The organism is Paraburkholderia sp. WS6, from assembly GCF_030464835.1.
GTDB lineage: Bacteria > Pseudomonadota > Gammaproteobacteria > Burkholderiales > Burkholderiaceae > Paraburkholderia > Paraburkholderia madseniana.
This window is the reverse complement of the sequence record NZ_JALQCK010000019.1, coordinates 1-26758: the sequence shown is the minus strand read 5'-3', so window position 1 is coordinate 26758 and position 26758 is coordinate 1. Positions and strand designations below refer to the sequence as shown.

The 26758-nt window shown below is 61.4% G+C and carries 19 protein-coding genes; 10 read left to right on the top strand and 9 right to left on the bottom strand.

Annotation, left to right across the window (positions count from 1 at the left end; genetic code table 11):
• Nucleotides 1–4 precede the first annotated feature (4 nt).
• From M0D64_RS22275 to M0D64_RS22265, 3 genes are all read right to left on the bottom strand, one after another.
• Entirely contained in the window at nucleotides 5–3190 is a 3186-nt protein-coding gene (locus tag M0D64_RS22275; RefSeq protein WP_266259269.1) for an efflux RND transporter permease subunit, read from the bottom strand.
• A gap of 74 nt (nucleotides 3191–3264) precedes the next feature.
• On the bottom strand, nucleotides 3265–4476 hold the full coding sequence (locus M0D64_RS22270; RefSeq protein ID WP_093634717.1) for an efflux RND transporter periplasmic adaptor subunit: 1212 nt from the start codon (nucleotides 4474–4476) through the stop codon (nucleotides 3265–3267).
• Between the two features lie 45 nt (nucleotides 4477–4521).
• Nucleotides 4522–5376 (bottom strand): alpha/beta hydrolase, encoded by an 855-nt coding sequence (locus tag M0D64_RS22265; RefSeq protein ID WP_093634909.1) that lies wholly within the window; start codon nucleotides 5374–5376, stop codon nucleotides 4522–4524.
• Nucleotides 5377–5550: 174 nt separating this feature from the next.
• On the opposite strand from M0D64_RS22265, the gene M0D64_RS22260 reads away from it, so the two are divergent.
• Both M0D64_RS22260 and M0D64_RS22255 read left to right on the top strand, forming a co-directional pair.
• Nucleotides 5551–6555: a LysR family transcriptional regulator gene (locus M0D64_RS22260; protein WP_154566782.1), complete on the top strand. Its 1005-nt coding sequence runs from the start codon at nucleotides 5551–5553 to the stop codon at nucleotides 6553–6555.
• A 223-nt stretch (nucleotides 6556–6778) separates the two neighbouring features.
• Entirely contained in the window at nucleotides 6779–7087 is a 309-nt protein-coding gene (locus tag M0D64_RS22255; protein WP_154566783.1) for a DUF4148 domain-containing protein, read from the top strand.
• A 982-nt stretch (nucleotides 7088–8069) separates the two neighbouring features.
• On the opposite strand, the gene M0D64_RS22250 is transcribed toward M0D64_RS22255, so the two are convergent.
• Nucleotides 8070–9143, bottom strand: a complete 1074-nt coding sequence (locus tag M0D64_RS22250) for a purine nucleoside permease (protein ID WP_171928333.1) — start codon at nucleotides 9141–9143, stop codon at nucleotides 8070–8072.
• 238 nt (nucleotides 9144–9381) lie between these two features.
• Here M0D64_RS22250 and M0D64_RS22245 point away from each other — a divergent pair, with 238 nt between their 5' ends.
• Nucleotides 9382–10362, top strand: coding sequence for an aldo/keto reductase (locus M0D64_RS22245; protein WP_171928332.1), 981 nt, complete (start codon nucleotides 9382–9384; stop codon nucleotides 10360–10362).
• A 114-nt stretch (nucleotides 10363–10476) separates the two neighbouring features.
• Here M0D64_RS22245 and M0D64_RS22240 read toward each other — a convergent pair whose 3' ends face one another.
• From M0D64_RS22240 to M0D64_RS22225, 4 genes are all read right to left on the bottom strand, one after another.
• A complete protein-coding gene (locus tag M0D64_RS22240) occupies nucleotides 10477–11382 on the bottom strand; it encodes a cation diffusion facilitator family transporter (protein ID WP_171928331.1) in 906 nt (301 codons plus the stop codon).
• Between the two features lie 156 nt (nucleotides 11383–11538).
• Nucleotides 11539–16380, bottom strand: coding sequence for an NAD-glutamate dehydrogenase (locus tag M0D64_RS22235; RefSeq protein WP_266259267.1), 4842 nt, complete (start codon nucleotides 16378–16380; stop codon nucleotides 11539–11541).
• 145 nt (nucleotides 16381–16525) lie between these two features.
• Complete coding sequence (locus tag M0D64_RS22230) at nucleotides 16526–17302, bottom strand: alpha/beta fold hydrolase (protein ID WP_266259266.1); 777 nt, start codon at nucleotides 17300–17302, stop codon at nucleotides 16526–16528.
• Entirely contained in the window at nucleotides 17299–18333 is a 1035-nt protein-coding gene (locus M0D64_RS22225; protein ID WP_266259265.1) for a M14 family zinc carboxypeptidase, read from the bottom strand. Before M0D64_RS22225 ends, M0D64_RS22230 begins: the two co-directional genes overlap by 4 nt.
• 291 nt (nucleotides 18334–18624) lie before the next feature.
• On the opposite strand from M0D64_RS22225, the gene phnC reads away from it, so the two are divergent.
• The 6 genes from phnC (at nucleotide 18625) to M0D64_RS22195 (ending at nucleotide 23629) form a co-directional block, all read left to right on the top strand.
• Nucleotides 18625–19539, top strand: a complete 915-nt coding sequence (phnC, locus tag M0D64_RS22220; RefSeq protein ID WP_266259264.1) for a phosphonate ABC transporter ATP-binding protein — start codon at nucleotides 18625–18627, stop codon at nucleotides 19537–19539.
• 42 nt (nucleotides 19540–19581) lie between these two features.
• Nucleotides 19582–20559, top strand: coding sequence for a phosphonate ABC transporter substrate-binding protein (phnD, locus tag M0D64_RS22215; protein ID WP_266259263.1), 978 nt, complete (start codon nucleotides 19582–19584; stop codon nucleotides 20557–20559).
• A complete protein-coding gene (gene phnE / locus M0D64_RS22210) occupies nucleotides 20556–21395 on the top strand; it encodes a phosphonate ABC transporter, permease protein PhnE (protein ID WP_154567167.1) in 840 nt (279 codons plus the stop codon). The genes phnD and phnE overlap by 4 nt, the downstream gene beginning before the upstream one ends.
• Nucleotides 21396–21671: 276 nt before the next feature.
• Nucleotides 21672–22508 (top strand): DMT family transporter, encoded by an 837-nt coding sequence (locus M0D64_RS22205; protein ID WP_266259260.1) that lies wholly within the window; start codon nucleotides 21672–21674, stop codon nucleotides 22506–22508.
• 86 nt (nucleotides 22509–22594) lie between these two features.
• Nucleotides 22595–23053: a helix-turn-helix domain-containing protein gene (locus tag M0D64_RS22200; RefSeq protein WP_171928324.1), complete on the top strand. Its 459-nt coding sequence runs from the start codon at nucleotides 22595–22597 to the stop codon at nucleotides 23051–23053.
• 3 nt (nucleotides 23054–23056) lie between these two features.
• Nucleotides 23057–23629 carry a PIN domain-containing protein gene (locus tag M0D64_RS22195; RefSeq protein WP_266259259.1) on the top strand — a complete coding sequence of 191 codons (573 nt, stop codon included), beginning with the start codon at nucleotides 23057–23059 and terminating at the stop codon, nucleotides 23627–23629.
• Nucleotides 23630–23659: 30 nt separating this feature from the next.
• Here the strand turns inward: M0D64_RS22195 and M0D64_RS22190 are convergent, their stop codons facing one another.
• Complete coding sequence (locus M0D64_RS22190) at nucleotides 23660–25177, bottom strand: PLP-dependent aminotransferase family protein (protein ID WP_266259258.1); 1518 nt, start codon at nucleotides 25175–25177, stop codon at nucleotides 23660–23662.
• Nucleotides 25178–25315: 138 nt separating this feature from the next.
• Here M0D64_RS22190 and M0D64_RS22185 point away from each other — a divergent pair, with 138 nt between their 5' ends.
• On the top strand, nucleotides 25316–26599 hold the full coding sequence (locus tag M0D64_RS22185) for a 4-aminobutyrate--2-oxoglutarate transaminase (protein WP_266259257.1): 1284 nt from the start codon (nucleotides 25316–25318) through the stop codon (nucleotides 26597–26599).
• Nucleotides 26600–26758: the final 159 nt, after the last annotated feature.

Below are 26758 nucleotides of genomic sequence, written 5' to 3'. Positions count from 1 at the left end.
CTCCTCAGGCGTCCGTCACCGGCGCCCCAAGGTGCGGCGCGTCTTTCTGCGCGACGTGAATCGTCCCGCCCGCCAGCGTACGCAGCACCACATAGAACACAGGGGTCAGCATCAGGCCGAACAGCGTCACGCCGAGCATGCCGAAGAACACCGCGATACCCATCGCATGACGCATCTCCGAACCCGCTCCACTCGAGAGCACGAGCGGCACCACACCCATGATGAAAGCGATCGACGTCATCAGAATCGGACGCAGACGCAGGCGGCTCGCCTCGATCGCCGCCGCCAGCGGCGTACGCCCGTCATGTTCGAGTTCGCGAGCGAACTCGACGATCAGAATCGCGTTCTTCGCCGACAGCCCCACCAGCACCATCAAACCGATCTGCGTGAAGATGTTGTTGTCGCCACCCGTGAGCCACACACCGGTCAGCGCGGATAGCACGCTCATCGGCACGATCAGGATCACGGCGAGCGGCAGCGTCAGGCTTTCATACAACGCGGCCAGCACGAGGAACACGAGCAGCACGCTGATCGGGAACACCCACAGGCCCGCATTGCCGGCGATGATCTGCTGATACGTCAGGTCGGTCCATTCGAGCTTCACGCCATGCGGCAAGGTTTCCGCTGCCACGCGTTCGGCCGCGGCTTGCGCCTGGCCCGATGAGAAGCCCGGCGCCGGACCACCGTTGATGTCGGCAGCCGTATAGCCGTTGTAACGCACCACCATTTCCGGACCATACGTCGGCGTCACCGTCACCAGCGACGACAGCGGCACCATGTCACCCGCAGCATTGCGCGTCTTCAGTTGCAGGATGTCGTCGGCGCGTTGACGGAACGGCGCGTCAGCCTGCACCCGGACCTGATACACACGGCCGAAGCGGTTGAAGTCGTTCACATACAGCGAGCCCAGATAGATCTGCATCGTGTTGAACACGTCCGTGACCGGCACGCCAAGTTGCTTGGCTTTCACGCGATCCAGGTCGACATTCAATTGCGGCACGTTGATCTGATAGCTCGAGAACGTCGGTCCGAGTTCAGGCGTTTGCGCCGCCTTCTTCACGAATGCCTCCGCTGCCTTGTTCAGTTCCGCGTAACCCACCGCGCCGTGATCCTCCAACTGCATCTTGAAACCGCCCAGCGTACCCAAACCAAGCACAGGTGGTGGCGGGAACACCGCGACGAACGAATCCTTGATCGCGCCATACTGCTGGTTCAACGCGCCGGCAATCGCACCGGCCGAGAGTTTCTTGCTGCCGCGTTCCTTGAAAGGCTTCAACGTGACGAACACGATGCCCGCGCTCGAACTATTGGTGAAGCCGTTCACCGACAGGCCCGGGAACGCCACCGCGCTTTCCACGCCCGGCTGCTTCAAGGCAACCGCGCTCATGTCACGGATCACCTTTTCCGTGCGATCCAGCGACGCGCCGTTCGGGAGTTGCGCAAACGCAATCAGGTATTCCTTGTCCTGCGCCGGCACGAAACCGCCCGGCACGACGCGCGAGATCAGCACCGTTGCACCCAGCAGGATCGCGTAGACCGCGAGCATCGCACCTTTACGGCCCAGCACGCCTCTCACGCCACGGCCGTACTCCGTCGAGCCGCGATGGAACACCTTGTTGAAGCCCTTGAAGAAGCGACCCAGCACGCGGTTCATCACACGCGTCAGGAAGTCTTCCTTGGCGCCGTGGCCACGCAACAGCATCGCGGACAAAGCCGGCGACAAAGTCAGCGAGTTGAACGCCGAGATCACCGTCGAGATCGCGATGGTCATCGCGAACTGCTTGTAGAACTGGCCCGTCAAACCGGTCATGAAAGCGAGTGGCACGAACACGGCAACCAGCGTCAGCGCGATGGCGATAATCGGCCCGCTCACTTCCTGCATGGCCTTATAAGTCGCATCGCGCGCACTGAGCCCGCTTTCGATGTTCCGCTCGACGTTCTCCACCACCACGATCGCATCGTCCACCACGATCCCGATGGCCAGCACCATCCCGAACAGCGACAACGCATTGATCGAGAAGCCGAACGCCAGCAGCAGCGAGAACGTACCCACAATCGACACCGGTACCGCAATCAACGGAATGATCGACGCACGCCAGGTCTGCAGGAACACGATCACCACGATCACCACCAGCGCGATCGCTTCAAGCAGCGTGTGAATCACCGCCTCGATACTCGAGCGCACGAACTGCGTCGGGTCATAGACGATCTTGTATTCGACGCCTGCCGGCATGTCTTCCGCCAGTTCCTTCATCGCGGAACGAACCTGGTCGGAAATCGCGAGCGAGTTCGCGCCCGGCGCCTGGTTGATAGCGAGCGCCACCGCGGGCTTGTTGTCGAGCAGCGAACGCAGACCGTATTCCGACGCGGCCAGTTCGACCCGTGCGATATCACGCAGGTACGTTACGCCGCCATCCGGCGCGGTTTTGACGATGATGTCGCCGAATTCGCCCTCGGTCTTCAAGCGGCCACGCGCATTCACCGACAACTGCAGCTGCGTGCCCGGCACCGAAGGCGATGCGCCGATCACACCGGCTGCCACCTGAATGTTCTGCTCGCGAATCGCGTTGACCACTTCGGTCGCCGTCAAACCGCGCTGTGCGACTTTCTGCGGATCGAGCCAGACACGCATCGCGTAGTCGCCCGAACCCCACAGCTGCACCTCGCCGACGCCCTGAATCCGCGCCAACCGGTCCTTGACGTTGAGCAACGCGTAGTTGCGCAGGTACGTCATGTCGTAGCGATTGTTCGGCGAGATCAGGTGGACCACCATCGTCAGCGTCGGCGAACTCTTGATGGTCGTGATGCCAAGCCGTTGCACGTCTTCCGGCAGGCGCGGCAGCGCCTGGTTGACGCGGTTCTGCACGAGCTGCGTCGCCAGGTCCGGATTGGTGCCGAGCTTGAAGGTCACCGTCAGCGTGAGATTGCCGTCGCTATTGGCTTGCGACTGCATGTACAGCATGTTCTCGACGCCGTTGATCTGCTCTTCAAGCGGCGCCGCAACGGCCTCCGCGATCACTTTCGGATTGGCGCCCGGATATTGCGCGTGCACCACCACCGAAGGCGGCACGACTTCCGGGTACTCCGAAATCGGCAGCTTGAAGAGCGAAATGATGCCCCCCAGCAGGATCAATACCGATAACACACCGGCAAAGATCGGTCGATCGATGAAGAATTTGGATATGTTCATGGGAAGCTCTTAACGTTGGAGCATGCGCCCGCTACGGCCAGTCAACATGACTGGGCAAGCGCGGCGCACGGGGCTCACGAATTCTTGTCCGCTGCTTTTGCCCGCGTCTGCGCAAGCGGCGCGCTGTTCGGATCCTGATCGGTGGTCATCGGCACCATGTGAGCGCGCACTGCATCGCCCGGACGCACCCGCTGGACACCGTTCACGACGATCCGGTCGGTTGCCTGCAAACCGCCCTTGACGACGCGCAGGTTGCCCTGCATGCCGCCCACTGCGATTTCCCGGTACACGACGTGGTTGCTCTGGTCGACCACCAGCACGAACTTCTTGTCCTGATCGGTGCCCACTGCGGCGTCGTCGATCAGCAGTGCCGGATGCGGCTCGCTGCCGCCGACCTTCACGCGCGCATAGAGACCAGGGATCAATGCACCGTCCTGGTTATCGAAGCGCGCACGCACCCGGATCGTGCCGGACGACGTATCCAGCCGGTTGTCGACGGATTCGATCGTGCCGCTGCGCGAGTAGCCGCTTTCATCCGCCAGCCCGAGGTCCACCGGCACCTTGCTGCCATCCTTTGCGCGGCTCAGGTACTGCAGGTAGGTCTGTTCGTCAACGTCGAACGATGCGTAGATCGGCGAAACCGACACCAGCGTGGTCAACGGCGCCGCGCTTGCACCTGCCGACACCACGTTGCCCACCGTGATTTCCGCACGCGAGACACGGCCCGACACCGGCGCGACGATCTTCGTGTAGCCGAGATTGATACGCGCGGTTTCGACGGCGGCTTGCGCGGCCTTCAGGTTGGCGCTCGCTTCGCGCGCGGCGTTCTGCTTCTCGTCGTAGTCGCGCTTGGCGATCGCGTTGTCGGCGATCAGGCGTTGCGCGCGCTCCCAATCGCTTTGCGTGTAGCCCGTACGCGCTTGCGCCGCCGCGACCTGTGCTTCGGTGCGATCGACTTCAGCCGCGTACGGACGCGGATCGATCACGAACAGCGTGTCGCCCTTCTTCACGAGGGCGCCGTCCTTGAAGTTGACGGACACGATCGTGCCCGGCACTTGCGAACGGACGTCCACTTTTTCGACCGCTTCGAGGCGGCCGGAATAGCTTTGCCAGTCGGTGATGGTCTTTTGCACCACGGTGGCCACATCGACTTCCGGCACGATGGTCGGCGCAGCAGGCGAGCTCGCGTCGACGCGGATCGCGCCGAACGTGCCCAGCCCGGCCACCACGATGACAGCTAGCACGGCAATCGCCACACGGCGACGGGAAAGAGGAAGGATAGTCATGAGAAGCTCCCGGTATCGTTGATTAAAGTTTTGCTTATTGGTGTCTCAGCGATGGGCGCGCGCATCGAAGCGCCACTGAAAAAATCGCACCGCTTCCTGCAAGGCGGGCGGATGGTCGGCCAACGCGGCGTGCGAGACGCTGGGATAGCGGACCACCTGGGTCAGCACACCCGCGTCGATCAGACCGCTCGCGTATTTCTCCGCTTCCACATGCAGCACGTCGTTTTGCGCCGTCGCGATCAGCGTGGCCGGCAGGCCCGCCAGGCGCGACGATTCGAGCGGTGCGGCATACGGATGCATGCGCTGCGACGCTTGCGGCAGATACGCGCGATAACACGCCGCGCATTCCTTCGCGGTGATATCTGAGCCGAGGCGCTTTTCGTCGCCGAGGCGCGTCAGGCTCGGATCGAGCATCGGTCCGAACAGCGCTTGCGCCGCAATGCGCACGTCGCCGCGATCACGCGCGATGAAAGCGAGGCAGTTGGCCAACTGCCCGCCGGCATCGTGGCCCGCCACGCCGACCTTCTTGCTATTCCCGCCAAACGCGCGTGCTCGTGTCTGCACCCACAGCGCCGCGCGATGTGCGTCTTCAGGCGCCGCCGGAAACGGAAACTGCGGCGCCAGCGAATAACCGACCGAAACGACCAGAGCCGGTAAGTGTTCTGCGAAATAACGGGCGGCGAAGTCGGCCTGATCGATCGAGCCCTTGGTAAAACCGCCACCGTGGAAGTAAAGCAATACCGGCAGTGCGGTTTTCTGTGCCTGGCGGTACAAACGCAACGTAATGTCCTGTGCGTGCCCTTCGATCTGCACGTCAGTGACGTCGAGTGCCGTGCTGTCAGCCTGTGCCGGGCCGCTGCCGGCGGGCACAAACGAGTACGGCGGTTTAAATGCATCCATGTCGAGCCGCGCAATGCGCATAGAACTTCAATGGTGCGAATTGTGGGTTCGGCAGACTCGTAAATAAATGCCTATAATCCGGCAACACAATTCGGCGCCCCTGAACAATCGAACGCGATTGCTCTGCGGATTCGATTCCTGCTCAGTGCGCCCGCCCCTTTTAGGAGGTTTGCAATGGACCGGCTTCAGGCCATGCAAGTGTTCACGCGCGTCGTCGACACCAACAGCTTTACCCGCGCGGCGGAAACGCTCGACCTGCCACGCGCATCAGTTACCACCATCATTCAGAACCTCGAAGCGTTCCTCGGCACGCGGCTGATGCACCGGACCACGCGGCGTTTGTCGCTGACGCCGGACGGCGCGGCGTATTACGAACGCTGCGTGCGCATCCTCGCGGACGTCGAAGAGACCGAGGCCAGCTTCCAGAGCGGCAATAAAAAGCCGCACGGCAAGCTGCGCATCGACATGCCGGGATCGATCGGGCGTTTGCTGGTGATCCCTTCGCTGTGTGAATTCCACACGCGTTACCCGGACATCGACCTGCAGCTCGGATTGACGGACCGGCCCGTCGATCTGTTGCAGGAAGGCGTGGATTGCGTGGTGCGGGTGGGCGCGCTACAGGATTCCTCGCTGGTGGCGCGCCGTATCGGTTTGTTCGAGGGCGTGACATGCGCGGCCCCCAGCTACATCGAGCGTGCGGGCATGCCGACTTCGCTCGAAGACCTCGAGAATCACAAAGCAGTCAATTATTTTTCGAGCCGCACGGGGCGCACGATCGATTGGGCCTTCATGGTTGATGGCAAAGAAGTCGAAGTGAAGATGAAGAGCATTGTGTCGGTGAACGACGCCGATGCTTACGTAACGTGCGGCCTGGAAGGCTTCGGCCTGTTTCAGCCGGCGCTCTTCATGGTACTGCCGCATCTGCGTTCGGGTCAGCTGGTTGAAGTGCTGCCGGAGCTGAAGCCTTTACCGATGCCGATTTCCGCAGTCTATCCGCACAGTCGGCATCTGTCGCCTAAAGTCCGTGTTTTCGTAGACTGGATTGCCGAGCTGTTCGACCGCTGCCCGTTGCTCAGCGGACGCGGCAGTCTCGACGCGATGTGCACGAAGCGTACTTTCGAAGAACGCGAATCTGCTCCGATACTCGACACGCCGGTGATAACGGAGTGGGTTGCCTGATTCGTGCGAGTTGAAGTACAGATTATGGAAAAGTGAATTTCAACCGCGGCTCTAATGCCGCGGTTGCCCTGCAGTAACCGGATAACGCGTACGCCGTCGCGATTGTTCTAGATTCGCGACAATTCATTTCGCGAAAGTGCGATTTATCCGCATCACCTCGAAGTCTACATTTCACCCTGTCGCAGCGCCGCTCGTGCTGCAAACGAATCGACAGGAGTGAATCATGAAGCGCAATCTCTTAGCAGGTCTGGCTCTTTCGCTGCTTGCCAGCGCACCGGTGTTTGCTCAAAGCAACGGTGGGGGCATTGGGCATGCGGGCACGTATCAAACGTTGCCTGCTCCGACCACCGTCGGCAAAACGCGTGCTGAAGTTAACGCTGAGCTGGTCGCGGCGTATCGCGATGGTTCGTTGCCTGCGTTGAATCGTACGTCGTACCCGAATAAAGGTCTGATTGGTCAGACGCAGGCTGCGCGCATTGCATTGCAGGAAGGGACTGGTGGCGACGTTACGCGCGTCGCCAACGGGCAGTAAGGCGAATGCGCCGCGATGATTCGGTTTCCAAAAGAAATTTTCATCGCGGTGGGTTGTTTGCACTCTTTACGAAGGAGCATGTTATGACACCGTCTGAACTTGATGATTGGGATGTGGATGTGGGGGCGTGGACGCCTTATCGGGCGCCGCAGCGGTAAAGGTTTGGTTTTTGTTTTTGCCTTCGCGGCGCTTTTTGTCCGTGTTCCTGGGGCGTTGGCCTTTCCTTGATTTGTTAGTGGTCTATTAGCGTTGCCCCTGTGCGGGGCGGCACTTACTTCTCTTTGCCGGCTGCAAAGAGAAGTAAGCAAGAGAAAGCAGCTCAAACCGCTACTACTAAGTGGGCGCCGTGGTCTGCAGCGGGTAGTGGTGCATCTGGAATCCGTGTTCTCGCACATTCAGCGCTAGTGACAAAGGACTCATCAGCTCCCACTCCGCACTGCGTGCGTCGCGGACGGGTCTGCATGGGAAACCAGGGGCTTCGGTTGGGCGCAGCGGGGGCCATCGGCTTCGCCTCGGCGAGGTGTCTCTGCACTCACCCGGCAACCCCTTACTTCAAACGATATGTCGGTGTCCTGAAATCACGGTTCCGGTTGCAGTTCCAATCACAATCGCGATGGCGTTGGTGACAGCGGTGCAATGGCGAGCCACGGTCCGGTGGCGAGGCGTGAACGCCAAAACGTAGCGGGTGGTTTGATGACCTACGCTTCGGCGCGCGCAGCGCCGCCGGAAGTATGACGCCCTTGTCACTGGCGTATGCAGGTGCACGAACACAGATTCCAGATGCACCACTACCCCTGGCAAACTACGGTGCCCACTTAGCAGGAGTGGTTTGAGCCGCTTTCTTTTGCCTACTTTTCTTTGCGGCATGCAAAGAAAAATAGGTGCCGCCCCGCACAGGGGCAACGCTAATAGACCACTAGCAAATCAAGGAAAGGCCAACGCCCCAGGAACACGGACAAAAAGCGCCGCGAAGGCAAAAAAGCTACCTCTTTGGCACCCCCTCCCGCCACTCCCCCCAATGAGTGGCAATATCCTGCACAAGCGGATTCCCCGACCTGTAAAGGTTCTCAATAGCAATCGTAAAACCCCCTTGCGCAGCATAGTTAAGCAAATTATCCGCACTAGTCTGCCCATCATATGGCCGATCAAAATCAGACCCAGCCCGCAGCACCGCAACGCGATTCAAATCAACCTTATGCACCGAGGCCGCGCGCTTAAGCGCCTCATACGTCGCGTTATCCTCCTGCTGCGTAGTGCAATACACACCATTGCCATCCGTCAGAATCTTGGTCCAATCCCGCGCCCGCTGCCCAAGCAGCGTCCCCGACCACCAGGTATCGCCCGCGAGCGTGTCGCATTGAATGACAGTAGGCGGCCGATTCGCAGGCGCATACGAATACTTGGCCCGCGCAGCCTGCGCCTGAGCGTTATCTGACAGCACAACGCTGCGCGACAAGGCAAACGCCGTATCGGCAAGCTGGGTATTCAACTGAAACACCTCCGTCCGATAGTCGAGCGGCGGCTTGGCCGTCGGACTCGTGGTATTGATCCCGAGGTATCCGGTATTCCAGCCAGGCGGAATCTCCCGCCCGTCGATCTCCCACTGAATCCCGAAATCGACCAGGTACTTCGCCCACGCGGCGGATCCGACCGTGCCTTGCTGCGGATCGATCCCGGCAATCCCCGCCACCATAAAATACGTATGCCGCAAATCGAACCGCGGCGAAAAGGTCAACGCCATGATCGACGCGGCAGCGTTGCTATGCCCCATGCCAGTCGTCATGACACACACGTCCTGCTTATTGCAATGAACCGTCGGGTAGTCAGGCGATAAGCCATCGACCGTAATCTCGCGCCATGGACCAAGCCGATCGAGCCATACCTGCCCTTCCGGCCCGAACATCGAAACGATCATCACCTTGACCGGCCGCCCGTGCGAGCCGCCGTCGCCTTGCGAGAAACCGTCGTTGTCGTCCGCGCTGGCAGGGCCAGATGTAAAGGCGGCGCATGCCGCGAGTGCAATGGCAGAGATTGCGCCAAGTGTGCGAGTCAGCATCGTGATCCTTCCTTTTTGCTTGTGATGCAGATTGGGAGAAAGGCCGCTTTCAAGCCGAAAGAAGTATAGATGCGAAGAAATTATTTTCCACTACGTATTGCAGCAATTCACCCGCCGCGACTGAACTCCGCCGACCCGCGCGTTCGGTTGGCCCTTCAGCACGTCAACGCGTCCGTTCCTATAATGGGAGGTAGTCAGCACGCACCGCGTTTGTGCACTTCAACAAAGGAGCACCTCGATGGATTATGTGAAACTCGGCCGCACCGGCCTCGATGTATCGCGTCTTTGTCTCGGCTGCATGAGTTACGGCGTGCCCGCTCGCGGCACCCACTCCTGGTCGCTCGACGATGAAGCGGCGCGCCCCTTTATCAAGCAGGCGCTCGACCACGGCATCAATTTCTTCGATACCGCCAACGTTTACTCGGACGGCACCAGCGAGGAAATCGTCGGCCGCGCATTGAAGGACTTTGCGAAGCGCGACGAGATCGTGCTGGCCACCAAGGTGAATAGCCGCATGCATCCGGGCCCGAACGGCGCGGGTCTGTCGCGCAAGGCGATCATGGCGGAAATCGACAACAGCCTGAGGCGTCTCGGTACGGATTACGTCGATCTGTATCAGATCCACCGCTGGGATGACGACACACCGATCGAAGAAACCATGGAGGCGCTGCACGACGTGGTGAAGGCAGGCAAGGCGCGGTATATCGGTGCGTCGTCGATGTATGCGTGGCAGTTCGCCAAGGCATTGCATGTGGCTGAACGCCATGGCTGGACGCGCTTCGTGACGATGCAGAACTACGTGAATCTGCTCTATCGCGAGGAAGAGCGGGAGATGCTGCCGCTGTGCGAAAGCGAGGGCATCGGCGTCATTCCATGGAGCCCGCTGGCACGCGGACGTCTGACGCGCGACTGGAACACTGAAAGCGCACGCTCCGAGACCGACGAGTTCGGCCGCACACTTTACGCACATACCGAAGACGCCGACCGCCGGATCGTGGAACGCGTCAGTCAGATTGCGAAAGAACGCGGTGTGCCGCGTGCGCAAGTCGCGCTAGCCTGGGTGTTGCAGAAGAAGCCGATTACCGCGCCTATCGTCGGCGCGACCAAGCTCCATCATCTCGACGATGCGGTCGCGGCATTGTCGCTGAATCTGAGCGCGGACGAGATCCGTCAATTGGAGGAGCTGTACGTGCCGCATGCGGTGACCGGTTTCAAATAAGCGGCCAATGCACCGGGCAGCAGACGCGAAAGTAAGGGCCTTCCTAAGCGGAGACACTAGCGCGATCCGCTGGCCCCGAGTGAACCGTACGTACCAGGCAACCGGGACAAAGCATCAAACCCGCGGTACGTCCGGTTCGAAAAACACCCAGCGCACTTGCGGAAACGCCTCCTGCAAGTCCGCTTCGATCACGTTGATCGCATCGACCATCGCGCGGCCGCTCGCGTAGTCGATCATTTCCGCTTGCACCGCCACCACCACGTGGCGACCCCACTGCAGCGTAATCATGTTGATGATGCTGCGAATCTCGGAGCGGCCGCGCAGATGCGTCTCGATTGCGCGGCGCACTTCCGGGCTCGCCGATTCGCCGACGATCATCGACTTCACTTCGCGCGCCACCAGCCACGCAATCACCATCAGCAACACGCCGACGCCGATGGAGCCCAGTGCGTCGTAGACGGGATTGCCAGTCACCATCGTCAGCAACACGGCAATGAAGGCGATCGCAAGACCCGCCAACGCGGCAATGTCCTCGCCGGCCACCACCAGCAGTTCGGACTCGCGCGTTTCGCGAAACCAGCGCCACAGGTGTTTGTCCGGATGCGACTTGCGGATCTCCTTCACCGCGCCCCACAACGAAAGCGTTTCGAGCACCACCGAAACGCCCAGCACGACGAGCGCCACATAGGCGTACTGCAAAGGCTCGCGCGCGAATAAACGATGCACGCCTTCGTACACCGAAAACGCGCCGCCGACAAAAAACAGCAGCAATGCCACCAGCAGCGAATAGAAATTGATCTCGCGGCCACCGCCCATGGGATGCAACGGGCTTGCCGGCTTGCGCGCTTCACGCAAGCCGAATAGCAGCAGCAACTGGTTACCGCAGTCAGCGGTCGAGTGAATGGCTTCGGCGAACATCGAGCCGGAACCAGTGAACGCGGCAGCAGCGAACTTGCAGATAGCGATGCCGAGGTTGGCGGCAAGCGCATAGAAAATGGCTTTCGGCGATTCTTCTTTCATCGTCGTTGCGAGGGTCCGTGAGTTTGCAGAGCGCTTTCAGTTGGCAATAGTTCGTATTATGGACATGCCAACCGGCATGCGTCCAACCCCGGCGCTGTTCCGCGCCGGGTTCTGTGACGTATGCAGCACATCTGCCCGCTCTCGCGCTCCGTCGTGCTATGCCCTTTCGAGCACGGCCATCTCCCGCACGATCACCAGCAGCATCGACAAGCTCGCGCCGCCCGTGGCCCGCAAGTCGGCAAGCAGGCGCGCGTAACGTTCGAGTTGCGCGGTGCGCTTCTCGCGCCATGCCTGAACCAACGCGTCCGGCGTGGATGCCTCGTCGGCGTCGGCCAGCGCGCTCGTGGTCAACGCGCGTTTCAGGCGTGCGAGTTCCGCCAGCGCGGTGGCGCGCGCCAGCATGTCCCAATGCGTGGGCGCCGGCAGCGCGGCCGCGCGCTCGCTGATCCAGCCGTAGTTCAGCAGCGTGCCGAGCGCGAAGTAGACACCCGCCACGAGTTCGAGACTGCGTCCGCAGGTCGACGCCACCTCGGCGATGTCGAGCAAAGCCGCCGATATCTCCCCGCTGGCGATTCGCACCGCCAGTTCGCTATCGACACCGGCGTCCACGAGCACGCGTTGGCGCTCGGACAGCGCTTCGAGATCGGCGCTCGGCAACAGCGCCGGCCATTGCGGCGCGAGCCGTTGCGCCGCATCGCGGCAGCGTGCGAGCAAGCCGGCGACATCACCGTCGCTGACCGCCCCCGATTGCAATTGCCGCAGGAACCACAGCGCCGAGCGTTCGACGAGCCGCGCCACTTCGACGAACATTCGCGCCTGCACATCGTCGGCGACACGATTATCTAGCGCATCGATACTGCGCCATACGTCGTCGAGATCGAACACGTCACGCGCCATGATGCAGGCCCGCACGATGTCACCAGGCTGTGCATCGGTCTCTTCCATCAGCCGATGCACGAACTCGCAGCCGACGCGATTCACCAACGCATTGGTCAAATGCGTCGCAAGGATTTCGCGCCGCAACGGGTGACGCTGCATCGGTTCGCTAAAGCGCTGCCTCAACGGCTTCGGAAAGTATTCGATCAGCATGTCGCTGACGAGCGGGTCTTCCGGCATCGACGATTCGAGCAGGGCGTCGTAGAGCCACATCTTGCTATAGGCAAGCAGCACCGCGCGCTCAGGCGTGGTCAGCCCTTGTTTCGCGGCCTGGCGCTCGGCGACGTCCTCATCGGTCGGCAAGAACTCGATCACGCGGTTCAGGCGGCCCGCGCGTTCGAGATAACGCATCAGACGCGCTTCGGCATCGAGCAATTCGACGCCATAGCGGCCCGCAATCGAGAGTGCCTGGGTCTGGTAATAGTTGTCCTGCAAGACGAGCAAGCCGACTTCATCGGTCATTTCCGCGAGCAGTGCATTGCGCTGTTTCCCGGTCATTTCGCCGTCGGAGACGACCAGGCCCAGCAGAATCTTGATGTTGACCTCGTGATCCGAACAGTCGACCCCAGCAGAGTTGTCGATCGCATCGGTATTGATGCGGCCGCCGCGCTGCGCGAACTCGATACGCCCGAATTGCGTGAGACCGAGATTGCCGCCTTCCGCGACGACCTTGCAGTGCAGATCGGAGCCGTTGACACGGATCGCGTCGTTGGCGCGGTCGCCGACCTGCAGATGCGTTTCGCGGCTCGCCTTCACATAGGTGCCGATACCGCCGTTGTAGAGCAGATCGACAGGTGCCTGCAGAATCCCGCGCATCAATTCAGCGGGCGCGAGCGCCGGCGCGCTGATGCCAAGCACCGACTGCACGGCTGGAGACAATGGAATCGTCTTGGCGGTGCGCGGAAACACGCCGCCGCCCGCCGAGATCAGCGACGGGTCGTAGTCGGCCCAACTCGACCGGTCAAGCCCGAAAAGTCGTCCGCGCTCGGCAAGGCTTACCGCCGGGTCGGGATTCGGATCGAGAAAGATATGCCGATGATCGAACGCGGCTACCAGCTTGATATGCGGCGAGAGCAGCATGCCGTTGCCGAATACATCGCCCGACATATCGCCGACGCCCACGACCGTGAAGTCGGTCGCTTGCGTATCGACGCCCATTTCGCGGAAGTGCCGTTTGACCGACTCCCAAGCGCCGCGCGCCGTGATCGCCATTTTTTTGTGGTCATAACCGACCGAACCGCCCGACGCAAAGGCGTCGTCGAGCCAGAAGCCATATTCCTGGGAGATCGCGTTCGCGTAGTCGGAGAAGGTGGCGGTGCCCTTGTCGGCGGCGACCACCAGATAGGGGTCATCGGGGTCATGCCGCACCACATCGGGCGGCGGCACCACCGTCGTACCCGCGAGGTTGTCAGTCAAATCGAGCAAGCCGCGCAGGAACGTCTGATAGCAGGCGATACCTTCACGCATCCACGCGTCGCGCTCGGTTTGCGGCGGCGGATTCTTTACGACGAAACCGCCTTTGGAGCCAACCGGCACGATCACCACATTCTTGACCATCTGCGCCTTCATCAACCCGAGGACTTCCGTGCGGAAGTCCTCACGCCGATCCGACCAGCGCAGACCGCCGCGCGCAACACGGCCGCCGCGCAAATGCACGCCTTCCACACGCGGCGAGTACACCCAGATTTCAAACATCGGTTTCGGTTCGGGCAAACCGGGCACGTGGGCGGGATTGAATTTGAACGACAGATACGGTTTCGGATGGCCGTCGGCGTCGAAGCGATAGTAATTCGTGCGCTGCGTCGCCTTGATGACCCCGAGGAATTGCCGGAGTATCCGGTCCTCGTCGAGATTCGGCACCTGATCGAGCGCGCTGTCGATCGTCTTCAGCAAGCTATCGACGCGAGCCTCGCGCGTGTCTCCGAGCACCGGATCGAAACGTGCAATGAACAACTCGACCAGCATGCGGGCGATCGCCGGATTGCCGGTGACCGCGCGTTCGATATAAGCATCGCTGAACGTCGAACCCACCTGCCTCAGGTACTTGGCGTAGGCACGCAGAATCGTCACCTCGCGCGCACTCAGTTGTGCGCGCAACACCAGCCGGTTGAAATCGTCGCTTTCGATGCCACCGGTCCACACCTGTTCGAACGCGTCTTCGAAAAGATCCTTCACCCGTTCGATATCGAACTCCGCATCGTCCGCGAGTTCAAGGCCGAAATCGTGAATCCAGGCAGGCGTGGCGTCGAGTGCTTCGATCAGATAAGGCCGCTCTTCATCGACACGCACGCCGAGATGTTCGAGCATCGGCAAGCTGCGCGACAACGCAATAGGCAAGCCCGCACGATAAACCTTGAAACGGAACGCGCGTGGCCCCGATTCGATCGGGCGGTACAGGTTCATGGCGAGCCGCTCGCTGCCCTGCACGCGTTCGATCAACTCGATATCACGCACCGCGGTACGGGCCGGATAATCGTCGCGATAGCCGGGGGGAAACGAATCCGCATAGTGTTGCAGGAGACGGTTGCCCTGCTCTTCGCCGAATGCATCGAGCAATGCGTCGGCGAGATCGTCCTGCCAGCGGCGCGTGACATGCACGAGCCGCGCTTCGAGCTCACGCGTGTCGACAGTCGGCATGCCGCCGGGCTTCGCATGCACGACGAAGTGAATGCGCGCGAGTGTCGACTCCGACAACAACGGCGTGAATTCGACACTTGCGCCGTTGAATGCATCGGTCAGCAGATTGGCAATGCGCTGCCGCAGATCGGTGTTGTACTTGTCGCGCGGCACGAACACGAGACACGACACGAAGCGATCGAAACGGTCGCGCCGGACGAACATACGCGTGCGCTGATGCTCCTGCAAACGCAGCACACCCAGCGCGATATCGTAGAGCTGGTCTTCGTCGGCCTGAAACAGTTCGTCACGTGGATAGGTTTCGAGCACCGTCACCAGTGACTTGGCCAGGTGGCCCTTGGGCAGGAAACCGGCCCGTCGTACGATGTTCGCGCATTTGCGCCGCACGATCGGGATTTCCGAGGCCGACACCAGGTAGGCGGTGGACGTATACAGGCCGATAAAGCGCCGCTCGCCGGTCACTTTGCCGTCCGCACCGGTCAGCTTGATGCCGACGTAATCCAGATAGCCCGGCCGATGCACCGTCGCGCGCGAGTTGGCCTTGGTCAGGAAAATGGGCGACGAGCCGGAGATGATATCGGCGGCCGCCGGTGGCAATGGCGTGACTTCGGCAGCGCCCGCGGGACGCAACTCATCGCGCAGAATGCCGAGGCCGGAGGCGGGTATCGCACGCAGGCCAAAGCCGATATCGTGCTGCACCAATTCATAGTCGCGCTGGCCGAGAAACGTGAAATGATCGGCCACCATCCATTCGAGGAACGCGCGGGCCTCGACACCTTCGGGCCCTGCCTCGCCGGCCTTCATGCCTTTGACGGTGACACGCGCGAGTTCGACGATCTTCGGCCAGTCTTCCACTGCAGCGCGCACGTCGCGCAGCACCTTGGCGATCTCGTCACGCAATGCGTCGAGTTTCGCTGCGTCGCCGCAACGGTCGACCTCGAAGTGAATGAATGAGGCAAGCTGCGAGCGCGTATCGGCGGCATCTTCAGCGCCCTGACCCACGCGCACAATGCTGCCGTCCGGTCCGCGCCAGATGCGAAACACCGGATGCACGACTGAATGCAGCGCGAGCCCGAGGCGGTTGACCGCCATCGATACCGAATCGACCAGAAACGGCATGTCGTCGTTGACGATTTCGATCACCGTGTGATCGGAATGCCAACCATGCTGTTCGAGTATCGGGTTGTAGACGCGCAGCCGTTCGCTGCCTGGCACGAAGCGCTGCGCGGTTTGCCAGTGGGCAAGCGCTGCGCCGTAAAGATCGGCGATGGAGCGGCTTTGAAGGTCGTCGGCGTCGACGAAATCGTAGTAGTGCCGCAGGAAAGGCTCGACGACTTTGAAGGTTGGCTCCGGCAATCGCCCACGCGCAAATTCAAAGACATCGTTCAGCAGGTGCGTGACGGCTTCTTCATTCTTTGCTTGCATGATCAACTCCCCCGGCGGGCGGCAATAGCGAGTATCGCTTGATTCGCATGCATCGTCTGAACCAGGATTATGCGCCTGCCACCCGGAAATCGATGCGCGAGCTCACTTAGGTTATACCCGCTGCCGGCGACCGTGCCGCCTCTGTTTAAAGCGCGGCCTTCAATTCGCCAGCCTCCTGCTTCAGCCATACCTGAACCTGTTCGCTGGTCCAGGCCGGGTCGTCGTGCGGCAGGTCATGACCGGCCCATTGATGCTCGCGATGCGTTGCGCCCCACGCGGCCGCGAGCTTGACCGAACACACCGGATTGACCAGCTTATCGGCGCGTGAAGAGAGAATCAGCAACGGGCAATGCGGTTTCGCCGCTGCCGCACTAAAGCGCGCGGCAGCCCAAAGCTGCCGTAACGCATTGCCGCGGCTCACCGGCGCGCTGCGGCGAATTTCGCTCCATGCATCGAGATCGGCGCCCAGCGTTTCGGCGTTGTTGCACGTCAGCCGATGAATGCCGCTTTCCGCGCGCGGCGCATCGCGCCAGTGTGCTGCGACGCCCAGCAGGCCCGGCCATGCCGACGGACGCAAGCGCTCGTGCATGCGGCTGAACGGCCGCATGCTGGTATTGATCAACACGAGCCGCTCGATCTCGCCGGGATGCCGTTGCGCCCAGTCGGTCGCCACCATGCCGCCGAGCGACATCGCCAGCACGCGATAAGGACCTGCCGCACCCGTTTGCAATGCAGCAATCCGCACGAAGCCCACCATATCCTCGACCGCGGCCGGTGCGCGCAAGTTAGCGAACTCGCCGTTGCCGGGCAGATCGAGCAGCAACAGGCGATCCGTGCCGGTCGCCTCGCGCAGCACGCCGGGCAAACGACCCCAGTGGCGTGTTTCGCGCGTCAGTCCACGCAAAAGAATCCATGTGCTCATGGCGCTTCCGGCCTGGTCCAATGGTCGATCGCGTTTTGCAGCAGTTCTTCGCGACGATTGCCTTGCGGTAGCCAGCGTTGCGACGAGAACGCTGCGCGCGCGAGAAAATCGAGCAGATTCGCATGACGCCGCAGCACGCGTGCGGTGCGATGCGCCTTGACCGGATTGAACATGCCCTGGCGCGAAAACAGTTGGCGCGGATTCTTCTTGATCCACAGCCACGAACCGAGTTCGAGCGTCATCGGCAGGAAGACGTTGGGTGGCGGCGTACGGTCGTACGCGAAGTCCCACAGATCGCCATGCAACAGATACTGGTGGCTTTGCGGTTCGAACGCGTAGCCATGATGCGGATGCGCGCGCTCGAACATGGTTTTCAGCACGTACATTTCCGGCAGATGCGGCATCAGTTTGCGGGTGCGCGCGTAGGGAAACCAGATGCTGTCGCGCCAGCCGTAGCCCGAGTGGCAGTCGAGCGCGATGCTCAGGGGCCGCACGGCCATGTCGGTTTCGACCACTCGCAGGAGTGCCGAGGCCTCGGGCTCCATCGGCTCGCCTTGCCGGCCGCGATACCACGGCAACCACGCGCCCACCCGCTGACCGCCGGCGAGCAGCGGCACCCGTTCGTCGGCATTCTGCGGCGCATTGCGCATCAGATCGACCCCATTGGGATTGGCCCGCGTGGCAGCCCACATGCCGCCCGGATTGACGATCGGCATAAAGATCAGACGAATCGATTGCAACTGCCGCACCAGCAGTTCGTCCCATTCCAGCCGGGCGAGCAGCGCGCGCATGTAGTCGAGCACGAGTTGCGAGCCGATCCGTTCGAGTCCGTGAATGCCGCCAAAAAAACCGATTGCCGGCGCGAGCGGATCGGTTGAACCGATACTCGCGGTGTGCACCGCGAATTGCCGGCCCCGCACCGTCGTCTCGCAGACGGTGCGGATCTCGAAGCTGGCGCTGCCCTGGTCGAGGATCGTCTTGAGATCTTCGTACTCCGCAAAACTGTCGGGCAGAAAGCTCAAAGGCTGCATGACGACGTCGAAAGGAACTGCAAGGTTATTGGGGACGGCACACTGAATGACGCAATATAGCCTGGCTGCGGGTGATCATGCGCAGCCCGCCCCGTCCAATGCAAATCATGTCATACGGGTGTCATTTTCCATTCGAACGAATGACTTCTGTCTGCCTTCCCGGCGACTCAAAAAAGACACATATAGATATAGTCGTCTAGACGTTGCGATGCCTTCACTCAACCGTCACAGACGCTTCCTAGAATGAGCCCCACACATGCCGGCAATGGCCGGATGCATGAAGGGGTACTCATGGAAGCAATTCGGGAAGCAATTCGTATCGAACGGTTGAGCAAGACGTTCAGCAACGGCCGCAAGGCGCTGGACGAAATCGATCTGCGTGTCGAGCCGGGCGAAATGGTTGCGTTGATTGGCGCCTCGGGCTCGGGCAAGTCGACACTGCTGCGGCATATCGCGGGCTTCACGGCCTCGGATGCGCAACCGTCGCAGATCGCGATTCTCGGCCGGCCAATCCAGCAGAACGGCCGCATTGTGCGCGAAGTGCGCAGCATTCGCCGCGATATCGGCTTCGTGTTCCAGCAATTCAATCTGGTGAACCGGCTTTCCGTCGAGAGCAACGTGCTGATCGGCGCGCTCGCGCGGCTGCCTTTGTGGCGCCGTTTGAGCGGGCGCTTTCCGGCCGCGGAGCGGGCGTTGTCGATGGCCGCGCTCAACGAAGTCGGCATCGGCGACCATGCACGCGAACGCGCCGCCAACCTCTCCGGCGGCCAGCAGCAACGCGCGGCATTGGCGCGCGCTCTGGTGCAACGCGCGCGCATCGTGCTCGCCGACGAACCCATCGCCTCGCTCGACCCCGAATCGTCGCGCCGTGTGATGGAAATGCTGCGCACCCTTAACGTCGAGCATCAACTGACGGTGCTGGTGTCGCTGCATCAGGTCGACATCGCCATGCAGTATTGCCCGCGCACCGTTGCACTGCGTCGCGGCAAGGTGGTCTACGACGGCCCCTCGGCCGCGCTGAGCCCTGCCCTGCTCAAGAAACTCTACGGCGACGATGCCCGTGAACTGCTCGAAGAGACCGCCGCGGGCGCGGTCAATCATGCGGACAGCAACGCTAACGGGGCTGACACCAGCGCACCGGCGCAAGACACCGAATCCACCTCGACGCGTTATGCGTTCGCCCTCAATCCGGCGCACTCGAACTGAGCGCGCCCACTCATTCTGTTCACTCAACCGGACCTCAAAGCGATGAAATTCCTGCGTTCATTGATCACGCTGACCGTCGGCGCAGCCGCATTTGCCTGCGTCGCCACCGCACAAGCCGAGGACATCAATCTCGGCATCATCTCGACCGATTCGTCCTCCGTGCTGAAACAGCGCTGGGAGCCGCTGATCGACGACATGAACAAGCAAACCGGCCTGAACGTCAAAGCGTTCTTCGCGACCGACTACGCCGGCATCATCGAAGGCATGCGCTTTAACAAGGTACAGGTCGGCTATTTTGGCAATGCCTCGGCGATCGAAGCGGTGGATCGCTCGCAAGGCGAAGTGTTCGCGAAGGTCCTGTATCTGAATGGCGACGCCGGTTACAAGTCGGTGCTGATCACCAACGTGAACAGCCGCCTCAAGACGCTCGACGACGTGTTCAAGAACACGAAGGACGTCACGCTCGGTTTCGGCGATCCGAACTCCACCTCGGGCACGCTGATCCCCGGCTATTACCTGTTCGCCAAGCACAACACGCCGGTCAACACCTCGTTCAAGGCCGTGCTGCCGTCGAGCCACGAAGCGAATCTGCTGGCCGTGGTGAACAACAAGATCGACATCGCGACCAACAACACCGAGATGCTCGACACGCTGAAGAAGCAGCATCCGGACAAGTTTGCGCAAGTGCGCGTGTTGTGGACGTCGCCGCTGATTCCGTCGGACCCGCTGGTATGGCGCAAGGATCTGCCGCAAGCCACCAAGGACAAGATCCGCAACTTCTTCGTGAACTACGGCAAGACCGATCCGCATGAAAAAGCGGTGATGGCTGCTATCACGGGCTACGCCGGCTTCGCGGCATCGTCGGATGAGCAGTTGCTGCCGATTCGCCAGGTCGCGTTGTTCCAGCAGAAGCAGAAGATCGAGAGCGACACGCATCTTTCCGACGACGACCGCAAGACCCAACTGGCCGCACTCGACGCCAGGCTGAGCGCACTCAACACCGCCATAGCCAAGCAATGAACACCGTTGATCTGATCACGTCGCCCACGCGTGCGAGCGAAGCGCTCGCCGCGCAGGCGGCGCGCGGCGCCCCCGCTGCGGGCAAACGCAGTTGGCTGTCGCTCATCGGCTGGATCGCCGTGCTTGCCGTGCTGGGTGGCGCCTGGCACGGCGCCGATATGCGACCGCTCGACCTGCTCTCCGACTCGGGCAACATGGGGCAGTTCGCCAAGGACTTCTTCCCGCCGGACTTCACCGAATGGCGCAGCTATCTGCACGAGATGTACGTGACGCTGTCGGTGGCGGTGTGGGGCACAGCCCTCTCGCTGGTGTGCGCGGTGCCGTGTGGGCTGATGTCCGCGCACAACATGGCGCCGATGTGGGTCGTGCAGCCGATGCGCCGCATGATGGACGCGTGCCGCGCGATCAATGAAATGGTCTTCGCGATGCTGTTCATCGTCGCGGTGGGACTCGGTCCGTTCGCCGGCGTGCTGGCGTTGTGGGTGCACACCACCGGCGTGCTCGCCAAGCTCTTCGCCGAAGCGGTCGAGGCAATCGATCCGCGTCCGGCCGAAGGCGTTCGCGCCACCGGCGCGACCAGTCTCGACGAGATCATTTACGGCGTGCTGCCGCAAGTGCTGCCGTTGTGGATCTCGTACGCGCTATATCGCTTCGAATCGAACGTGCGCTCGGCGATGGTGGTCGGCATGGTCGGCGCGGGTGGGATCGGCGTGGTGCTGTACGAGGCGATCCGCTCGTTCAATTACGCGCAGACGGCCGCGGTGATGATCATGGTGATCGTGGTCGTGACGGTGATCGATCTGGCGTCCGCGTGGCTGCGCGAACGCGTGACGTGAGCGCTTCACGATTCCTGAAAGCCTGGGGGTGGCGAGACGTGCTTCGCCAACCCTCGTCCAGGCCGCTTCGATACTGTGTGCCAGTGTGTAAGTGCGCCGGCCTGCTAGCGCTGCGACGAGGTTGAGCAGCGGGTTCTCGTCGCCACAAATCACCGGTTTTCGCCACATAAAGCCCCTTCAGTTTAGTCGTCCACCCCTCCATTCCCGCGTTCTGCTGGAATAATCACGTGCTTGCAGCCGGCGCTCTGGCCTTCTTTCCCCTCTCCCTGGTTTCTGATGGACACCTTTGTCGTCTTGCTGGTGCTGCTCTCCGCGCTGCTTCACGCTACCTGGAACGCGTTTCTGCATCTATCCGAAGACCGCGTATGGCTGCTTGGCATGATGGCGATTCCCTATGTCGCAGTCAGCGCGGTCGGCGTGATCGTGCTGCCTTTGCCCGCACCGGCGGCGTGGCCTTATATCTTGGCGTCGGTAGTACTCGAATTCGGCTACCTGCTGGCACTGATCCGCGCTTATAAGAGCGGCGATTTCGGGCAAATCTATCCGATTGCGCGCGGTCTTTCGCCGATGCTCGTATTCGTCGGCGCGCTGGTATTCGCGCACGAATCGCTCAAGCCGTTGGCGGCCATCGGCGTGGCACTGGTGTCACTCGGCATCGTCTCACTCGCGTTCCGCCGCGGCATGCGTTTTTCCGGCGAAAGCGTGCCGTTCGCGCTGCTGACGGGCTTCTTCATCGCCACGTATTCGGTCGTCGACGGAATCGGCGCGCGCGTGGCGGGCAACGGTTTAAGCTACATCATGTGGGTCTATCTGATCTGGAATATCCCGCAGTTTCTGCTCGCCTGGCATTGGCGTGGCGGCGCGAAGGGGTTGTTCATCGGCCGCACGGTGGTGCTCAAGGGCATCGCGTCCGGTGTGCTCGCACTCACCGCCTATTGCCTGATCATCGAGGCCTACCGCTATCTGCCGATTGCGATGGTCTCTGCGCTGCGTGAACTCAGTTCGATCTTCGCGGTGCTGATCGGCTGGCTGTTCATGCAGGAGAAGCTGACCACGCGGCGGATCGTGGCCTGCGCACTGGTTACGCTGGGGGCTGTGTTGATTCGGATTTGAGGCGTTGAAGCACGCGCGCGACCATTTCGTTTATTGCGATTTCGAATATTTCGATTTACAATAGCGAATTCGAAAGGAACCACGCCATGAACACCTCGATCCATCCCACGCCGCTCCCGTCAGCGCAAGAGGCTGAGCTCGCCCGTGTCTCCGGTCGGAATCTGTCCGTCGTGCTTTCAAGCCGCGCCGAAACGCAACAGTTCGACTTCAAGGACAGCAAGGGCGAAACGCGCAGTGTCGAATTGCCGACGTCTGTTGTGCGTCTGATCGTCGACGTCCTCGCGGAAATCGGCCAGGGTAACGCTGTGTCGATCATCCCTATTCATGCCGAGTTGACCACGCAGGAAGCGGCCGACCTGCTTAACGTATCGCGCCCGTATTTCGTCCAGTTGCTGGAAAAGAAAGAAATCCCTTTCCGGAAGGTCAATACGCATCGGCGAGTGCGTTATGAAGACGTGATGGCGTATAAGGATCGAATCGATTCGGACCGGCGCAAGGCCTTGGACGAACTCGCAGCGTTGTCACAGGAAATGGGCCTGGAATAATCAATGTCGTCACATTTCACTGCGATCTACGACGCTTGCGTTCTGTACTCCCAACCATTACGAAATCTGTTGATGCGTCTCGCGCTAACCGACCTCTATCGTGCGCGCTGGACGCCGGCTATTCATGACAAGTGGACCCGCAATCTGATTGCAAACCGTCCTGATCTCGACCCCGTCAAGATCTATCGCGTCCGCGACCTGATGGACGCGCATGTGCGGGATGCCTTGGTCGACAATTATGAGCATCTGATGCCGGCCATCGATTTGCCAGACCCTGGTGATGCACATGTGGTCGCCGCCGCCGTGCATTGCGGCGCGGAACTCATTGTCACGTTCAACCTGAAGGATTTTCCAGTCGACGCTTTGAGCACATTCAATGTGGCCGCTCAGCATCCTGATGACTTCATCGCTGATCTCTTCGACCTGAACCAGGCCAAGGTTCTCGAAGCAATGGCTGAACACAGAAAGTCGTTGAAAAATCCGCCCAAGTCTGTCGAAGAATACCTCGACACTCTTGCTGGCCTGGGCCTCACGCAAACCGTTTCAATGGTCCGTCCCTACAGCGTCGCTATCTGAAAAGCGCCCTCACCTGCCCTCAAGCCCCGCTCACGCGAACTGCACAAGCGTCGCGTCAATCGCCTCAGCCAGCGTATTGAACGCCGGCGCGATCTCTTCGTCCGGCACACACGCATAGCCGATCAGCAGACCCGACGGCGCCAGCGACGGCTGCGCGTAATACCCCGACAACGGCCGTACGACGATATTGCGCTCCAGCGCAGCAGCAGCCACCGCGCGGTCGTTACTGCCTTCGGGCAGCTGCATCACCAGATGTAAACCAGCATCGCCGCCCACGGCCGGCAGCGCGTCGCCATAACGACGCGCTGCAGCATCCAGCAGGGTCTGGCGACGCTGCCCGTAGAGCGTGCGCATCTTGCGGATATGCGACGTGAAATGCCCTTCCGCGATGAACTCCGCGAGCATCGCCTGCTGCAACAACTGCCCTTCCCGATACAACTCCGCGCTCGCAGTCGCAAAGCTCTCGGCCAGCGCTTCCGGCACGACCAGGTAGCCGATCCGCAACCCAGGAAACAGCGTCTTGCCGAAGCTGCCCACGTAAATCACCTGCCCGGATCTATCCAGACCTTGCAACGATGCGAGCGGCCGGCTGCCGTAACGGTATTCGCTGTCGTAGTCGTCCTCGATGATCCAGCACTGATTCTGCCGCGCGTACTCGAGCAACATGCGGCGCCGCGCGAGGCTCATCACCATGCCCAGCGGATATTGATGCGACGGCGTGACGAGCATCAGCTTCGGCGGCTGCGCGAGATCGTCGGCGGAAGGATTGATGCCCTCTTCGTCGACGGCGATCGGCCGCGATTGCAGACCGGACACGTGCAGCACGCTGCGCACGCCCCAATAGCATGGGTCTTCGGTCCAGATCACATCGCCCGGATCGGATAGCAGGCGCACAGCCAGGTCGACCGACTGGTGGATCCCGGTCGTGACGATGATCTGCTCGGGCGTACAACGCACCGAGCGCGACGTGCGCAAATAGTCCGCCAACGCGTGCCGCAGCGAGGCCAGGCCGCCGCCCGGCGCGTAGGTCAGCAAGTCCGGGCGCGGCCTGCGCCAATACTTGTTGTGCAGACGGCTCCACACGCGCGCCGGAAACTTCGTGACATCCGGCACCCCGGGCATGAACGCGCCCCATTGCCGCTTCGAGACGCCCGCCCCCGAAATCAGCCTCGCGCCACGCGTCGACAACGCGCGGCTGCCCTGCAAAGGCAGCGGCAGAGGCAACGACTCGAGCGGCGCGGCCAGTGCCTCGGCGTCGGGCACGCCGACGATCTCGTCCGGCGCGCTTTCGGCGACGAACGTGCCGCGGCCGGTTGCCGAGTTCACATAGCCTTCGAGCACCAACTGCTCGTACACCTGCGTGACGGTATTGCGCCCGATGCCCAATTCCTGCGCTAATAGACGCGACGACGGCACCCTGCTGCCCGCCGGCAATTCGCGCGACAGGATCGCCTGCTGCAACAGCCGATGCAACTGACGATAGATCGGCTGGCCGTTGCCACGGTCAAGGCGCTGCGCCAGCCAGTCGGACAAAACGCTCGCGCGCATGATTGGCTCCTACATTTTTATTGAAATGGCTCTGAAGTTAAGAGCCAAATCTCATTATAGTCGCTGCATGTGCTGCGCTGCGCGTGCGGCGTCCGTTGGCGGCACCCCCGCAAACACCGAGGAGCGAAGGAGATAACCATGAAGAATGCTGACCTGAAGAGCCGCAAAGACGCCGCCACGCCGCGCGGCGTCGGAGTGATGTGCGATTTCTACGCCGAGCGTGCGGAGAATGCCGAGTTGTGGGACGTCGAAGGCCGCCGTTTCATCGATTTCGCCGCGGGCATTGCGGTGTGCAACACCGGCCACCGTCACCCGAAGATTCTGGCCGCGATCCGCGACCAGCTCGATCATTTCACGCACACCGCGTATCAGATCGTGCCGTACGCGTCGTACGTCGAACTGGCTGAGAAGATCAACGCGCGCGCGCCGGGCGACTACCCGAAGAAAACCGCTTTCTTCACGACGGGCGCCGAAGCCGTTGAAAACGCGATCAAGATTGCGCGTGCCGCGACCGGCCGTCCGGGCGTGATCGCGTTTACCGGCGGTTTCCATGGCCGCACGATGATGGGCATGGCGCTGACCGGCAAGGTTGCGCCGTACAAGATCGGCTTTGGTCCGTTCCCGGCGGACGTGTTCCACGCCCCGTTCCCGAATCCGCTGCATGGCGTGACGACGGCCGACTCACTGAAGGCGATCGAGTTTCTGTTCAAGGCCGACATCGATCCGAAGCGCGTCGCGGCGATTATTTTCGAACCGGTTCAGGGCGAAGGCGGCTTCTACCCGGCGCCGGCGGAGTTCGTGCGCGCACTGCGCAAGCTGTGCAATGAGCATGGCATTTTGCTGATTGCCGACGAAGTGCAGACGGGTTTTGCCCGTACCGGCAAGTTGTTTGCGATGCATCACTATGACGTGGTGCCTGATCTGATGACGATGGCCAAGAGCCTGGCGGGTGGGATGCCGTTGTCGGGCGTGGTCGGACGTGCTGATTTGATGGACGCTGCGGCGCCTGGCGGTCTGGGTGGCACGTATGCGGGTAACCCGCTGGCGGTTGCGTCCGCGCATGCTGTGCTCGATATCATCGATGAAGAGAAGCTCTGCGAGCGGGCTACCGTTCTGGGTGATCGCGTCAAGGCGAAGCTGATCGCGCTTCAGAGCGAAGTTCCGCAGATCGCCGATGTGCGTGGGCCGGGTGGCATGGTTGCTGTTGAGTTCTGCAAGGCGGGTGGCACGGAGCCGGATGCGGATTTCACCAAGCGGGTGCAGGCTCGGGCGCTTGAGCGCGGGTTGTTGCTGCTGGTTTGTGGTGTTTATTCGAACGTCGTTCGGTTCCTGTTCCCGCTCACTATTCAAGACTCCGTCTTTGATGAGGCTATGGGGATTCTTGAAACGGTGCTTAAGGAGAGTGTTGCTGTAGCTGTTTGATGGTTTTTTTTGCCTGCGCGGCGCGCGGGTGTGTGGATGCGTGCCGCGTTGGGCTTTGCTTTTTTTTTGCCTTTGCGGCGCTTGTTGTCTGTGTTCTTAGGGCTTTGGCCTTTCCTTGTTTTGTTAGTGGTCTATTAGTGTTGCCCCTGTGCGGGGCGG

Coding starts and splice junctions, on each gene's coding strand:
- M0D64_RS22230 (WP_266259266.1), bottom strand. CDS start 17,302: ATGAGCACATGGATTCTTTTGCGTGGACTGACGCGCGAAACACGCCAC.
- M0D64_RS22200 (WP_171928324.1), top strand. CDS start 22,595: ATGAACACCTCGATCCATCCCACGCCGCTCCCGTCAGCGCAAGAGGCT.
- M0D64_RS22255 (WP_154566783.1), top strand. CDS start 6,779: ATGAAGCGCAATCTCTTAGCAGGTCTGGCTCTTTCGCTGCTTGCCAGC.
- M0D64_RS22245 (WP_171928332.1), top strand. CDS start 9,382: ATGGATTATGTGAAACTCGGCCGCACCGGCCTCGATGTATCGCGTCTT.
- M0D64_RS22250 (WP_171928333.1), bottom strand. CDS start 9,143: ATGCTGACTCGCACACTTGGCGCAATCTCTGCCATTGCACTCGCGGCA.
- M0D64_RS22190 (WP_266259258.1), bottom strand. CDS start 25,177: ATGCGCGCGAGCGTTTTGTCCGACTGGCTGGCGCAGCGCCTTGACCGT.
- M0D64_RS22195 (WP_266259259.1), top strand. CDS start 23,057: ATGTCGTCACATTTCACTGCGATCTACGACGCTTGCGTTCTGTACTCC.
- M0D64_RS22225 (WP_266259265.1), bottom strand. CDS start 18,333: ATGCAGCCTTTGAGCTTTCTGCCCGACAGTTTTGCGGAGTACGAAGAT.
- M0D64_RS22270 (WP_093634717.1), bottom strand. CDS start 4,476: ATGACTATCCTTCCTCTTTCCCGTCGCCGTGTGGCGATTGCCGTGCTA.
- M0D64_RS22185 (WP_266259257.1), top strand. CDS start 25,316: ATGAAGAATGCTGACCTGAAGAGCCGCAAAGACGCCGCCACGCCGCGC.
- M0D64_RS22240 (WP_171928331.1), bottom strand. CDS start 11,382: ATGAAAGAAGAATCGCCGAAAGCCATTTTCTATGCGCTTGCCGCCAAC.
- phnD (WP_266259263.1), top strand. CDS start 19,582: ATGAAATTCCTGCGTTCATTGATCACGCTGACCGTCGGCGCAGCCGCA.
- phnE (WP_154567167.1), top strand. CDS start 20,556: ATGAACACCGTTGATCTGATCACGTCGCCCACGCGTGCGAGCGAAGCG.
- M0D64_RS22235 (WP_266259267.1), bottom strand. CDS start 16,380: ATGCAAGCAAAGAATGAAGAAGCCGTCACGCACCTGCTGAACGATGTC.
- M0D64_RS22260 (WP_154566782.1), top strand. CDS start 5,551: ATGGACCGGCTTCAGGCCATGCAAGTGTTCACGCGCGTCGTCGACACC.
- M0D64_RS22275 (WP_266259269.1), bottom strand. CDS start 3,190: ATGAACATATCCAAATTCTTCATCGATCGACCGATCTTTGCCGGTGTG.
- M0D64_RS22205 (WP_266259260.1), top strand. CDS start 21,672: ATGGACACCTTTGTCGTCTTGCTGGTGCTGCTCTCCGCGCTGCTTCAC.
- phnC (WP_266259264.1), top strand. CDS start 18,625: ATGGAAGCAATTCGGGAAGCAATTCGTATCGAACGGTTGAGCAAGACG.
- M0D64_RS22265 (WP_093634909.1), bottom strand. CDS start 5,376: ATGGATGCATTTAAACCGCCGTACTCGTTTGTGCCCGCCGGCAGCGGC.